Source organism: Knoellia aerolata DSM 18566, assembly GCF_000768695.1.
Lineage (GTDB): Bacteria > Actinomycetota > Actinomycetes > Actinomycetales > Dermatophilaceae > Knoellia > Knoellia aerolata.
Genome location: NZ_AVPL01000077.1, coordinates 1 through 13,975, shown reverse-complemented (window position 1 = coordinate 13,975; position 13,975 = coordinate 1). Strand labels below are relative to the sequence as shown.

General features: G+C 70.8%; 8 protein-coding genes and 1 pseudogene. 8 read left to right on the top strand and 1 reads right to left on the bottom strand.

Going from position 1 to position 13,975, the window contains the following annotated elements; translation table 11 throughout:
* The first annotated feature begins 1,063 nt into the window (after nt 1-1,063).
* From N801_RS17260 to N801_RS17240, 5 genes are all read left to right on the top strand, one after another.
* Nucleotides 1,064-1,393, top strand: coding sequence for a hypothetical protein (locus N801_RS17260; RefSeq protein ID WP_156996878.1), 330 nt, complete (start codon nt 1,064-1,066; stop codon nt 1,391-1,393).
* A gap of 4 nt (nt 1,394-1,397) precedes the next feature.
* Entirely contained in the window at nt 1,398-2,861 is a 1,464-nt protein-coding gene (locus tag N801_RS17255; protein WP_052113253.1) for a hypothetical protein, read from the top strand.
* Between the two features lie 47 nt (nt 2,862-2,908).
* Nucleotides 2,909-3,097, top strand: coding sequence for a hypothetical protein (locus N801_RS21145; RefSeq protein WP_035940456.1), 189 nt, complete (start codon nt 2,909-2,911; stop codon nt 3,095-3,097).
* Nucleotides 3,098-3,205: 108 nt separating this feature from the next.
* Nucleotides 3,206-3,595 carry a peptidoglycan-binding domain-containing protein gene (locus tag N801_RS17245; protein ID WP_035940455.1) on the top strand — a complete coding sequence of 130 codons (390 nt, stop codon included), beginning with the start codon at nt 3,206-3,208 and terminating at the stop codon, nt 3,593-3,595.
* 3 nt (nt 3,596-3,598) lie between these two features.
* Nucleotides 3,599-4,387 (top strand): hypothetical protein, encoded by a 789-nt coding sequence (locus N801_RS17240; protein WP_035940454.1) that lies wholly within the window; start codon nt 3,599-3,601, stop codon nt 4,385-4,387.
* A gap of 19 nt (nt 4,388-4,406) precedes the next feature.
* Here N801_RS17240 and N801_RS20875 read toward each other — a convergent pair.
* Nucleotides 4,407-4,585, bottom strand: a pseudogene (locus N801_RS20875) (IS481 family transposase); the annotation flags it as partial.
* Nucleotides 4,586-4,915: 330 nt separating this feature from the next.
* Here N801_RS20875 and N801_RS20870 point away from each other — a divergent pair.
* From N801_RS20870 to N801_RS17225, 3 genes are all read left to right on the top strand, one after another.
* Nucleotides 4,916-7,774 carry a DUF6603 domain-containing protein gene (locus N801_RS20870; protein ID WP_052113252.1) on the top strand — a complete coding sequence of 953 codons (2,859 nt, stop codon included), beginning with the start codon at nt 4,916-4,918 and terminating at the stop codon, nt 7,772-7,774.
* Nucleotide 7,775: 1 nt separating this feature from the next.
* Nucleotides 7,776-10,622, top strand: a complete 2,847-nt coding sequence (locus N801_RS17230) for a hypothetical protein (RefSeq protein ID WP_035940453.1) — start codon at nt 7,776-7,778, stop codon at nt 10,620-10,622.
* On the top strand, nt 10,619-13,975 hold a 3,357-nt coding region (locus tag N801_RS17225; RefSeq protein ID WP_211254753.1), incomplete at its 3' end, for a hypothetical protein. The genes N801_RS17230 and N801_RS17225, both read left to right, overlap by 4 nt.

Sequence of the window (13,975 nt, the reverse complement as noted above, 5' to 3'; positions counted from 1 at the left end):
CACGGCACCACAGATCGGTTGTCACCTATCGGTGCAGCAGTCCCCTTGACCCCGCACACGCCATGCCAACAGCAAGGCCGTGATCGCGATGGCCACAGCTACTCCGGATAGTGCGAGCTCCATGCGCCCATCCTTCCGCAGACGGGCACCACCGTGCGTGGAGTCGGTTTAGCTTGCCCCCCAACCACCTGCGTGGCTGCTGCCGGTCCTTTTGAAGCAGCTTCCCCCGTGCTGCAAAGCGCCGACACACCACCGAGCCTCATACGGACGCGACATGACGCCGAGGGAACTCAGACGCATGTCTGATTGGCCATTTGAGCATCTCCAGCTGTTGGCGTAGCACGGCGACATCCACCACGTGGATCAGGACCTCCTTGTGCCAAGGCTGCTCGCAGCAGCTCAGGAAGCCGACCCGGTCCCCGGCTGACTGGGTGCCGGTCGAACACGCGGTGCGCGGGGCGCTGGTCCACCACCGGTTGGCGGCGGTCGAGGCCACCGGGGCCTAGCCCAGTGACTGGGCGCTTGCCGACCGTCTGGAGCAGGATGGATATCGCACGCTGCGGGTGTGGGTCACCGCGCCACTGGAGACGACGCTGAGGTGGCTGGCGCGGCGCCGGACCCCCCGCGCGAGGCTCTCGATCAGTAGACGCTCCAGATCTGCGAGGTGGCGACAGCCTGCGCAGCAATGGAGCGCTTCGACGCGGTCATCAACACCGAAGGTGACGGCCCCAGCTGGCCGCCAACCACCTCGTGCGCCTGCCCCCGTTGTCGAGTGAGGGGTGATGGTCCGGCGCGCCGCCTCGCTCGGGAACCGCGAAGTGCAAGGTGCGTCCTATCGCCGCGAGCCGGCCACGTGACGGCCGGAGTGGGGGGAAACTACTGAGCTCGATGTGACGCCTCCCTGTAGGCATGGATACCGCTGCTTGACAGGGACGTCGGTGGCGGCGAGGGCAATGAGATTGGAGGGCCTTCAGCGCTAGGGCAGGTTGTTTTTGAGCGCAAGGTCCTTGAGGCAGCCACGTCGAGTATGTATCAGCGGTCCAGCTTCCTCCTCATCTGTTGTATGGACATCACCAAACCGGTCAGCCCGAACACGGTTGTCTCCCAGCTCCGTAACGAAATTGCCAAGCAGGAGGCGGCGTGCGGGTGTGAGCTGGGGGCGGTCTTCGCGCTAGGGGCGCTGATGCTTTTCATTGGGCACCTGGCCGTCAACTACACCAACTGGTCGGCCACCGGGGCCGTCGGACGTGGGGTGCTGTGGGTCGCGGGCTGCTCTTTGTTCGGCAAGCTGCTCGGCTTGGCATGGGCACGCTGGCGCCTGCTGCAGCTCCGCGGGGAGCTTGACCGAACGCTGACATCTCACTGGCACGTCCCAAACGCAGAGAAGGAGTGATCCGATGGCACGCGTCTGCACCCAAGTCGACGTCTGGATCGAGGAACAGATCTCCAAGCCCGTCGAGGAGTGGGAGAATCAGCAGCAGAAGAAGTGCAAGGACTACCCCTGGTACGACCCGCGCGGCTGGGTTTGCTGGTTTGTGTGGGTCTTGGTCAAGGTTGTGCGGTGGGTTCTGGTCACGGTCGGGCGGTGGGTCGCACGCACCGTGTGCAAGATCGTGGCCGCGGTCGTTGACATTGTCGTGGGTGTCCTGGGCGGGCTTTGGGACGTGGTGGCCGGTATCTTCACCCTCGATTGGCGGCGCATCCTCGATGGCCTTATCAAGATCGGTGCGACGATCGTGCAGGGCGCCATCAACCTTGTCCGCATCTTTGTCCTGTGTGACACCGTCGACTTCATCCGCGGCGAGTTCGACGAGAGGGCCCTGCGCGGGCACGTCCGCGGCCTGCTCGACACGCGCTATGAGGGGCAGGCGCGGGCCGACATCGCCGACGCGATCCGTCTCGACCTCGGTGCGTTCGGATTGCGACTGGACGCGACGGCATACCGGGCATTTCTAGACTCGGAGACCGAGTCCCTCACAGAGCCGGGCGTGCCGAACCTCGTCGCGCTGCACGAAAGCGGCGCGATCAACCTCAAGGAGCTCTGCGGCTTCGAGTATCCGCAGGGGTTCTGGAACCGCAAGCGCTACAAGACCCTCAAAAAGGGGGTTGTGGTCGGCGGCGGAGGTGGTGGAGAGCTCGACAACCCGATCGACGAGGACGAGCTCGACACCTACCTGTCTTCGCGTGGCACCGCCGGGCCGAAGTTCATCGTGCTCGCCATGCGCGATGGTGTCCTGGAGACCAAGATCGCGGCGGCCGAAGACAAAGGCATGCAGCTAGGGCTCCTGCTCAACTTCAACACCGACACCCGTGAGGTCTCTGAGGCACGGCACATCGTCCAGCGCGGCTTCGACCAGCCCGGACCGAGCGCCTCTCTCGTGCAGTTCCTCGTCTCTCGGCTCGGCCGCACCGACCGGACCGACGCGAGCGCCCAGACCCCGCCGTCGCTGCCCGCAGCCGAAGCCGCCGCCAGGCACGAGCTCTGCCACCCCCTGGTGGCCGGCGTGTTCAAATACACCGACGGGCTGCGTGGTCTCGCGGCGAGCTTGGAAGCAAGCAGTTGTCAGGACCGGCGCGACGCCTCAGGTGCGACCTTCATCGACAACTTCCCCGACGTCGTGTGGAAGTACGTGCCCATCCACGAACTTGGGCACTGCTTTGGCCTCTGCCACGTCGACGGACTGGATCGGATCATGGTGTCCTCGCGCCAGAACACGCTGTGGACCTGGTCGCTGCTGTGGAACTGGTGCCTTCGCGGCGAGCCGTACTTCACTTTGGACGAGGCAAAGTCCACGTGGGACTACATCATCGCCAACTTCGATGGCGAGTGTCTCGGTGTCAAACCCGTGGTTATCGAGTAGCGGCATTGGCCAGGCCTCACGTCAGCCGCGGTCCAAACGGAGCCACCATGACGCAGACGCTACAGGGCGAGTCCAGCGCGATTGCAGTCGAGGGCCTTGAGCAGCTAAGTGGGGTAATCTCCAGCCCAACTCAGCCCTTAGGGCCGGTGACGGCCGAGCCAATCGTGGAGGCGGCAGCCCTCGCCATGCCGCACGGCGAGCACGCCGGTCTGACGCTGATGCGCCAGATAACGTGACGTTCCTGCTCACGACGAAGCAGGGTCGCTAACGGCACATTCTGGATCGTCGAGGACCCTGAAGCACCCAAATCTAGGACGCGCCTCGGGCGCAGTGGAGGTGATCCGATGTCCATCGCGGGGTCGGTCGGGAACGGCGGCATCAACGACAGCCACGACGTCCAATACGTCCAGGCGCTATTGAACATCGGCCTCGAGGACGCTGGGCAGAGTGCCCTCGACCTAGACGGCAAAATTGGTCCGCTGACGATCGCGGCGATCTCAAACTTCCAGTCCTCCCAACTGGGCTTCGCCGACGGGTTGGTCGAGCCCGACCGGCAGACCATCACGGCAATGGAGGCACAAATCGTCGCGTTCTTCCCCGAAATCAAGGCGGCGGCGGCGATGGCTTCGGTGTTGTCCTTTGAGCCCGTCGAGTCCGAGCCGCAGCCCGAGGAGGACCCCGTCATGAGCGATGCCGAGGTTCAGTCCTTCATCCAGTCGATAAGTGAGGGCTGAGTCATGGACCCTATCGACGCCCTACTCTTGGACTTGGGTAACGCATTGGTCGAGCTCTTCAGAATCAACCGTGGTGCCATCCACGGCATCTACCAGGGCTCCCACGAAGCCGCGTTGTTCGAGGCTCAGGGCGGCATGATCGGGCCTGGCGGGTTCAACCACCTGCAGAGTGTGATCGACTCGGCGGCGGCCATCCAGACCAGGCAGGATGCTGCGAATCTCGCTCTCAATCGGATCAACGGTGTCGACCCGGTGCTCGGTCCACGGGTTCGAGCCCTGTGTCAGCCCGTTCTCGACCTCGGGCAGCGCTACCTCGACGCGGCTGCCCAGACCCGGAACGCTGCTGCGGTGCTGCAACAGACGAACGCCACCCGTCTTCAAGGCGTTGTCGTCGGTCAGGGCGGCCTGGGTCCGGAGATCGTCCGTTCGGAGCAGGCGCTGGTGTCGAACCAGCTGACCGCGATGGCCCAGCAGCTGGAAGCCCGCGGCATCGAGCCGCGGCTGATCCCACAGGCTCAGAGCGCACTGCAGTCCACCCTCAACGCCATCAAACAGCTTCCCATCGACGGCCGAGAAGCCGCGCACAAGCTTGGGGTGGTGCTCGCCTCCATCCGGCTGCTCGTGCGGCAGACAGCGGTGCGCGCCGCGATCATCGGTCGCGCTCGGCTCCTCGCGGTTCTGCTGGGTATCGAGCAGGCCCTCGTGGCGTTCGGGTCACGGCTGACGACGCCGATTCTCATCGACATGCGAGTGATCCACCAAACACTGGGCATCTCCGGCCCCGAAGCCTGACCCCGGACAGAGCGAGCCGAATGTACTGACTGGGGACGTTGGTTGAACAGGCGAATGCGGCTCTTCCGCAAGCGGTGTGGGGTCTGTGGCGGTTGTTGTGGAGCCACGCTGGCAGGGATTCGCAGCGTTCGCCTTCGGAGCTGTAGCAGTAGGCGCAGCCCACCCCTCCGACATGGTCCGATGGAATCGTTCGATCTTGCGGACGAAGATTGAGGCGTCGCGCGCACTTGCGTCACGACGCCACGCGGAGGCTACGCAAGTCGAAGGGTTCGTGCAGTCGAAGATACGTCCCTCCTCGAGCTGCGCCACAAGGCTTGCGACTACCCGCGCGGCAAGGAGCCCTGCTGCCTCGCATATCGCAATGCCGACCCCGCTGACCGCCAAGCCGATCAGGAAGTCCTTGATCAAGCGTGGCAGGCGCGTCATCGCGAATGACCATGGACAAGCGCTCCCCGGTTCCGGTATCCAAGTCGGAGGGCCGAACCAGACCGTCTCGGTGCGGTAGGCCCTGGTGGTGAAAGGAGCGGCGTGGGCGCCGACCCGGGGGACCTGGTGCTGGACGTTCTCCGCCGCGCCCTGATCGACGCCGTCCACGACGCCGTGTCGGAGGTGATGGGAGAGCTCACGAACCTGGCGCCAGATCCCACCTTCTCCACGACGGACTTCGACGGGCTCGTGCTCCAGCCCGCGTCCACGGCGCACCCCGTGCTCGACCAACTGCGCCGGTTCACCGGGGGCGCGCCAACGAACGACGTCAGCCTGCGCGGTTGGCGGACCACCACCGGCGCGGATGCCGCGTTCGGTCTGGCGCTGGTGGCGCGCTCGGAGGCGGCCGTCGTGGCCCTGACGATGGTGCCAGCGCAAGGTCCCCGGCTCGTCCTGCGCGCGGCGGGCCTTGCGGGCACGACGGTCGCGCTGCAGGCCGACGCCTTCAGGCTCGCCGTCACCGGCACCACTCCGGATGCCGTGGAGGTGGCCTTCACCACGGACGCGCCGCCCGACCCCCGCAGGCTCGTCGCCGGCAGCGACCTCACTGTGAGCTTGGAACGCAGGCAGACCGAACGACTCGGTGACGGACCTTCGGTCGACTTCGGCACGGTTGACGTCGGCGCTCGGCTCTGGAGCGACTCCGCGGGAGCCCTGCACCGCAGCGCACGCTTAGGCATCGCCGGCGGGCGGGTAGCGCTCGTGCCGGGCTTCCTCAGCGGGGTGCTGCCGGTCAGGCTCGTCTTCCCGCTCGACCTCGACCTGTCTCTCGACGACGGCGCGGGCGTCATGCTCGCCGGAAGCCCGTCTCTCTCGACCCGGCTCTCGGGCTCCGACCAGCGCTGGCTCGACCTCGTCGTCGGCGCGGTTGGCGGCGACGCCCCCGCCCTGAGCATCGGCTTCAGCACGACGCTGAGCGCCTCCCTCCCCGGTGTGCCGATCAGCGTCAAGCTCGACGGGCTCGGCTTCTCGTTCCCGCTCTCGCTCGACCTCGGCAGCCCGCTGCTGCCCGACCCCGCCGCCCTCGAACCGCACGTGCCCGACGGCGGCCAGGTCACCGTCGACCTTCCAGTGATCGCGGGCGAGGGGTTTCTCCGGCGCGTCGACCGCGACCTCGTTGGCGGTCTCTCGGTGCGGATCCCGCCAATGTCAGCGACCGCCTACGGCGTGCTCTCCGAGCCCCGCGACGGCGTGCCGCTGTCGTTCCTGGTCATCCTCGGGGCCACCTTCCCGCCCCCCGGGGTGCAGATCGGCTTCGGGTTCGCCATCACCGGTCTCGGTGGCCTCGTCGGCGTGAACCGCCGGATCGACCGAGACGCGCTGCTGCGCGCGGTGTCCGACGGCTCAGCGGCGGCACTGCTCTTCCCGGCCGACCCCTCGAGGGCGGCCGACTCGGTCACCCGCGCGCTGCCGGCGGTTTTCCCCGCAGCGCGAGGGTCGGTGGTCGCGGGCCCGATGTTCCAGATCGGCTGGGGCGGCAGGCTGGTCAGCCTCTCGGTCGCAGTACTCGTGGAGTCCTCGCGCCAGGTGCGGCTCACCATCCTCGGCACGATCACGGTGGCGCTGCCCGACCCCGAGGTGCCGCTCGTCTTCCTGCGGGCCACCTTCGCCGGCCTCATCGACCCCGCAGAGCCCAGCGTGATGTTCGTGGCCAGCCTCAACGGCTCGCACCTTGTCGGCATCCCGCTCACCGGTGACCTGCTGCTGCTCACCCGCGGCGGCAAGGACCCCGCGCTCGTCATCAGCGCCGGTGGCTTCCACCCCGCCTTCCCGGTCCCCCGAGGCGTCCCCGCGCTGCAGCGGCTGGGCATGGACCTGTGCCCCGTGCCGTGGATGCAGATGCGCTGCGAGGCCTACTTCGCCCTGACGTCCAACACCCTCCAGCTGGGCGCGCGGCTCGAGCTGTCCGCCGAGGTTGCCGGCTGCGGACTGCGTGGCTACCTCCAGTTCGACGCACTGGTGCAGTACTCGCCTTTCCACTTCGTCGCCGACGTCTCGGGCGGCATCGCCCTGCGGGCGTTCGGGCAGAACCTGATGGGGGTGCACCTCGCTCTCCACCTCGAGGGGCCGGCTCCCTACCTCGCCCGCGGCACCGGCTCGATCGACCTGTGGCTGTTCGAGGTCAGCTTCGACTTCGAGCTCGGCTGGGGTTCGCCCGCCCCCGAACTCCTCGGAGTGGGCCCGGACGCAGACCTGCGCGCCGCCCTCGTCGACCCGAGCGCCTGGCGCTCACGGTCCACCACGGGCGTGCCCGGACTCGTGCTCACCGAGGCCGCCCGCGGCCTGCTCGGCAAGGGCACCCTGCTCGACCCGTATGCCGTCGTCTCGGTGCGCCAGGACGTCGTGCCCCTCGGGCTGGAGATCCGCCGCTACCGCGGCGCACCGGTCGCCGCCCAGCGCTGGGACCTCGTCGACGGGTCCTTCGGGCCCGGGGAGCCGGCCGACCACATCCAGCAGGTGCAGGCCCAGTTCGCCCCCGGCCTGTTCGTCGACACCGCCAACGACGACAAGCTCCTCGGGTCCCAGCCCTTCCTGCCGCTGCGTGCCGGCATCGAGCTGTACCCGCGGCCCGCCGACGGCGCAGAGGCCCGCCCGGGTGACCTCGTCTGGGAGGAGCGGCTCGTGGCGCGCAACATCCGGATGCGCGGCGACGGCGTCGCCGGGCCGTTCGCCGACCTCGTCGTGCTCGAGGCCATGGCCGACCTCGTCGAGCTCACCGACCCCGGCTGGTGGCCGACGGTCGAGGACGTCGTGACCGTCGACCCGGTGACCCCCGCCATCGCGGTGTCGACGTGGTCGATGGCCGACGGCGGATTCGGCGCGGGCAGCAGCTTCGAGCTCGACCAGGCTGTCGCGGAGATGGGGCCCGACCTGATGGTCGTCGAGGCATGGGAGCTGTGAGATGGCCGACCTGACCTTCAGCTCGTTCGCGCAGGGCCCGCTCGGCGAGGCCATCGAGGCGGTCGACGGCGGGGGTTCGCTGCCCCCACCGGTGTTCAGTCCGTCGGTCACGCTGCTGGGCCCCGGGCCGGAGCAGAACCCCGTGCAGGGTCCCGACCTGCGGCTGCTGGGCCCGGGCGATGTTGCCGGCCTGGTGCCCGGCAGCGTGGTGCGCCGGGAGCCGGCGCCGGGCGCTTCCGACGTGGAGCCCAACTACCTGGCGTGCGTCGAGCTGGTGCCGGCCGAGCTGCCGTGGATCCTCACGCCGGCCCGGGCGAACGCCGGCCGGCTGCGCCCCTGGTTGGTGCTCGTCGTCCTCGACCTCGACGGCTCCGAGCTGCACGACGGCGCGCCGCTGCCGTTCGTCGACGCCCGCATCGACCAGCTCCCCGACCTCGGCGACTCGTGGGGCTGGGCCCACGTGCAGAGCAGCGCCGGCGCCGGTGACCTGCCGGGCGGGGCCCGGGCCGCAGCCGCGCGGCTCGCCCGGCTGGTCTGCCCGCGCCGGTTGGACTCGGGCGTCACCTACCGCGCCCTGCTCGTCCCCGCCTTCGAGACCGCACGTCGGGCCGGGCTCGGTGAGCCGGTCGCCCCCGACACTCCCCACACGCCAGCGTGGGACGTGCGTTCGGGCGGCTCGGTGAAGCTGCCGGTCTACGACAGCTGGACCTTCGGCACCGGGCCCAGCGGCGACTTCGAAGAGCTGGTCGCCCGGCTGGCGCCGATGGACCGCAACGCGCTCGCCGTCTCCTCCGTGCGCCGGGTCGACGTTCGCGCACCGTGGCCGGGCGACACCGCGATCAGCCCCGACCCTCAGGTGATCGGCGTCCAGGGAGCCCTGTGCCCTTCGCCGCTGCCGCCGCCGGTCGACCCGCCGGCCAGCGCCGAGGTGATGGATGCCGTCGCCACCCGGCTGCGCGCCCACCTCGACGCCGCGGGGCGGCGGATCGCCGGCGAGGACCTGCCCCCGGGTGCCCCGCACACCCTGGCACCCCCGTCGTACGGCGGGCGCCACGTGCTGGTCGACACCCTGGCCGACGGGCCGCCGTGGCTCGACCAGCTCAACGCCGACCCCCAGCGGCGGATCGCGGCCGGGCTCGGCGCCGGGTACGTGCGGGCCAACCAGGAGGACCTGATGGCCAAGGCGTGGGAGCAGGTTGGCGCCATCCGGGAGGCCAACCGGCTGAGCAACATGGTCGAGCTCACCACCGGTGTCGCCGAGCGGCTGCACGAGCGGCACGTGGTCCCGCTGACCGCGGGCGAGACCGTCGCCTTCGCGGCGCCCGCGGCGGCGCGGGCGCGGCTGACTGGCACCACCACGCTCGACCTCGAGCTGAGAATGAGCCGGCTGCCCGACGGAGCCGCCAGCACCGCCTTCTCCCGGAGGGTCCGGCCGGCTGGCAAGCTCGCCCGCGCCACCGGCCTGAGCGGGTCGGGCGTGCTCGCGCGCGCCCTGTCCGGTGACGTCGCCGTGCCCGCCAGGCAGAGCGTCGTCCCACCATCCCCGGTCGTCTTCGCACAGGCCGACCCGGCGCTCGCCGCCACCGCGCTCACCCGACAGCTGATGGCCGTCTCCGCCCTGGCGCAGGTGGCCACGGTGAACGCCGCCGACGGCGGCGCCGCCCTGAAGGAGCGGCTCGACACGCTCGGGGGCGGCGTCGCGCAGCTGGCGCTCGCCGGCCGCCCGGGCGAGATCCGGGAGGCAATCGCGCCGCAGCTGACCGAGGTGTCGGCGGTGATGACCTCACTGCTCGGCGACCTCGCGCGCGGCGACACGTTCGCGGGCCTGAGCCGCGACGGCATCGCCCTGCAGCCCGACGACGTGGGCCGCCGGGTCACCGAGCGCTTCACGCCCGGCGACAGCCACTGGCAGCGCCTCGCCTCGCAGACCTCCATCCCGCCGCACTTCACCCGCACCGCCAGTGGCCGGGTGATGAGGTGTCCCGACTTCCCGGTGCCCACCGCCCTGGCACTGCTCGCCTCCGACCCCGAGTGGTTCCTGCCCGGGCTCGGCGCGCTGCCCAACAACACCGTGGCGCTGTTGTTCCAGAACTCGGCCTTCATCGAGTCCTACCTCGTCGGCATCAACCACGAGCTGATGCGCGAGCTGCTGTGGCGGGAGTACCCCACCGACATGCGGGGCACGCCGTTCCTGCGCTTCTGGCCGCGCCCCGATGCCTCGCCGGACATCGCGCCCCTGCACACCTGGACCGACCAGGCGCCGCTCGGCGACCGCCTGCTCGGCGACGAGGCGCTCGCCATCCTGCTGGTCCGTGGCGACGTCGTTCGTCGCTACCCGGCGATGCTCGTCACCGCGGTCCCCTCCGGTCGTCCGGACGAGGCCGGGCGCCACCGCCCCGACCCGGCCGCCGAGGTGTTTCAGCCGTTGTTCGTCATCACCATCGACGCCCAGACCAAGGCCTACGCCTTCCACATCGCCGACGAGGAGCTGCAGCGGCCGGCGACGCGGGAGCAGCCCGGCTGGTTTTTCGTGATGTCGGAGAACGGGTACCGCATCCGGTTCGGCTTCGACGAGATCGGCACGCAGGAGCCCGCGCTGATCTCGTGGGACAAGGCGGTCTGGCCGCTCCCTGGTGACGGCCCCGACGGCGGCGGCGCCGGTGCCAAGGTGCCCCTGCGTCGCGGGTTCGCCTTCGCCGGAACCCGGTTCGACCCCCCGGTGCCCGGCACACCTACCCAGGCGGCCTGGAACCGGGATGCCGCAGACATCGCCCGGGTCACCCTGCAGAAGCCGTTCCGGGTCGCCATCCAGGCCGACGTGCTGTTCGACACCGGCGGTGCGCCGTGAGCGAGGAGACGGCCGCTGCTCGGCTTGCTCTCGCCGAAGCGCGGGCCGAACGGGAACGAGCGATGCGCGAGCTGCGCACGGCCGAGGCGCACGCCGACTTCTGGCGCGAGCCCGACGGCAGCCTGCCGGTCATCGACCCCAACGTGCCCGGGAACCAGGAGGCCTTCGTCGAGGTCTCCGGCCTGCAGCCGGCCCTCGACGCCGCGACCGCGCACGTGGAGGCGGCCGAGGCCGCGCACACCGCTGCCGCGCAGGCCTACACGACGCGGGCGGCGCAGGAGCCGCTCTTCCCCGAGGGCAACCAGGACCCCATCCTGCTGCTCCCCGTGCGGCTCGAGGCGGTCTACGCCACCTCGGCCGACCGCGACCCGGAGCTACGGGTGCGGGTGTTCCCCGACGACGTGCACGTCGACTCGCACGAGCCCGGGCTCACCGAGGGCGAGCAACGGGTCGGCCGGGCCTACTGGGAGGCCGTGCACGCCGCCACCACCGACGAGGATCTGGCCGCCGCGTGGGACGCGCTGGTCTCCCGCGCCGCCCGCAGGGCCACCTGGGTGCGGGAGGCGCTGACGCCCACCAACGCGCCGCCCGCTGCACCGACGTTCCCCGAGGTCGAGACCGTCGACGAGGCGTGGATGCGCGCCGCCCGCACCCGCCTGCTGCCCGACCACTTCGAGTTCTCGGCGTACCGCGACGGCGTGCTGCAATGGCGCAAGGTCGGCGCCGCCATCCCTGACACCCTGCCGCTCGGTGTCGCCCCCACCTCAGCCGGCGACGGAGCCGACGACGACGAGATCCCGCTCGACCCGGAGAGCCGATGGCTGGCCGACTTCCTGAAGGCGCGGGCCGTGGGGATGGCGCTGGCCGTGCCGCTGGACTCACCTGATGACCGTTTCGACCTCCTCACCGCGGTCGGCATCGGCAGCCAGGATGCCGCCACGGGTGGCACCCGCCTCCAGGAGCAGCTCGTCGCGCACAGCCACACTGGTGGGCTCAGCGTGGTGCAGCCCCGGACGCCGACCAACAACACCGCGGGGTCGCGCAGTTCGTGGCGCTCACGGCAGGCTCCGCTGACGCCGACCGAGCGTGACGCCCGGCTGGCCCGGCACGACCAGGCCTCCGAGCAGGAGGCCGCCCGCCTGGGCCGGGCGCTCGGCATCGACGGCGCCGTGGCGCTGGCTCCCGCCACCGACCCGGACGACGAGCACGCCGAGCTCTCGGCAGCGCTGCACCGGCTGCGCGCCCGCAGCCTGATGTGGTCGCGCGCACTCGGCCCGGTCGAGCAGGCGATGCTCGATGAGACCCCGGTCGACGAACCGTGGCTGCACGCGGCCGCCGACCACTTCGCGGCACACGTGCGGGGCCGCGGGCCGCACCCCCTCCTGCGTATCGGTCGCCAGCCGTACGGCGTACTGCCGGTGAGCTCGCTCGACGTCTGGATCGGCGCCGCGCCCGACGACCTGTTGGCCCGCCACGTCGGCTCGTTCCAGGCCGCGTTCGCCGAGCGCACCCTTCGCGCCGCGCGTATCCTCGAGGGCCCCGACCAGGATGCCGTGCTCATCGACCTGCTGAGCTTCCAGGCCACCCCGCGCCGGCTAGCGACGTGGTTCCACCAGGTCTCGGGAAGGGAGAGTCGACCACCGCCGTCTACCGCGGGTGCGATCCCCGCCTCGATGGCCATGGCCTGGCAGAGCGTCGACGTGCGCCGCAACGACGAGGGGACGCCGGTCGAGCCCGACTGGTTCGAGCCGCTGCCCGACCCGCTGCCCGACGAGCTGAGGGCATTCCTCCAGCGCCGCCCCCTCGCCCAGCTTCTGGTGCTCTTCGACGAGACGATCGCCACGATGCGGCAGACCCACGTTGCCCCGGTCGAGGCCGACTTCCTCGCCGTCTACGTGCCGCTGGCCACGGTGCTCGAGCAGCTGTGCTCCGCCCCGACACGCAGCTTCTTCTACACACAGGCGCACTGGTCGTCCAACGCCATGTCCAACGTCCTGCGCGGCGGCCCCGCCCTCCCCGGGGAGGTCGACCGGGCGGTCGAGCAGGCGCTGCGCTACCGGAAGCACTTCGCCCCCTTCGTCGACCTCGAGGATGAGGCCGTCAACGACCTCGAGGCCGTCGAGGCTCTCTACCGCGAGACGAGCGACCCGGTCTCCCAGCGGGTCGATGCCTGGGTGACCTCGCTGGCCACCAGGCGCCTGCACGAGCTCCGCGAGAGTGGTGTCGATGGCATCCGCACGGGTGGGTACGGCTGGCTCACCGACGTGCAGGCAACGACGCCGGAGCCGTCGCGAGAGGGCTTCCTGCAGACGCCGTCCTTGCACCACGCGGCCACGGCGGCGGTGCTGCGCTCCGGCTGGCAGGCGCACGCCGACCGGCGTGCCTTCGCGGTCGACATCCAGTCGGCCCGGGCGCGTCGCGCGCAGGCCGTCATCGAGGGCGTGCGGGCCGGGCAGGAGCTCACCGCGCTGCTGGGCTACCAGTTCGAGCGCGCGCTGCACGACGCCCACCTCGACCGGTTCGTGCGCGGCTTCCGAGCGACGTACCCGCACGCCCCGCTGGTCGAGCCGGATGCCGTCGACTCCGACGAGGCGCGCGCCACCATCGGCGCCCGCAACGTCGTCGACGGGCAGGCGCTGCGCCGCGACCGGGCGAGCCTGCAGGCGGACGACGCAGCCCTGCTGGCAGCCGCCGGCTCAGAGCTGCGCGACGACGCCCCCGCACTGCGCCGGATGATCGCGGAGCTCGACGAGACCTTCGACGCCGTCGGCGACCTCGTGCTCGCCGAGAGCGTGCACCAGCTGGTCGGCGGGAGCCCGATGCGCGCCGGCCTGGCCGCCGACGTCGCGGGTCGCGGGCACGACCTGCCGACCGACTTCGACGTGCTGCGCACCCCGCGCACCGGCATCCCGCTGAGCCACCACGTGGCGATCGGGCTGACCGACGAGACGGCCCCCGGCTGGGCCGACGACCGCCCACTGGCCCGGCTCGAACCGCGGCTCGAGGGCTGGCTGCGCCGGCGCCTTGGACCGGCCGGCGACTGGCCGGTCGGCACCGACCTCGGTCACTCCTGGTGTGCCCTGGACGCCCTCCTCGCCACGCCCACCGCCATCACGGCCGCGGTCGCCGCCGCCGGCGGCGTTCCCGACGACGCGGTCATCGAACGCCTCGCCGTGGTCTGCGAGCGGCTGCGGGCGGTGCTCGCCGGGTGCACCCCGCTCACCGCGCGCCACCTCGACCCGGCGTCCGACCGGGTCGGTGACTCGCTCGACCTGCGCGACCTCGACGCCCGGCTGCGCCCCTGGTGGGGGCAGGTCGGCACCTGCGCCGGGCGCTACGCGGATGCCGCCGAC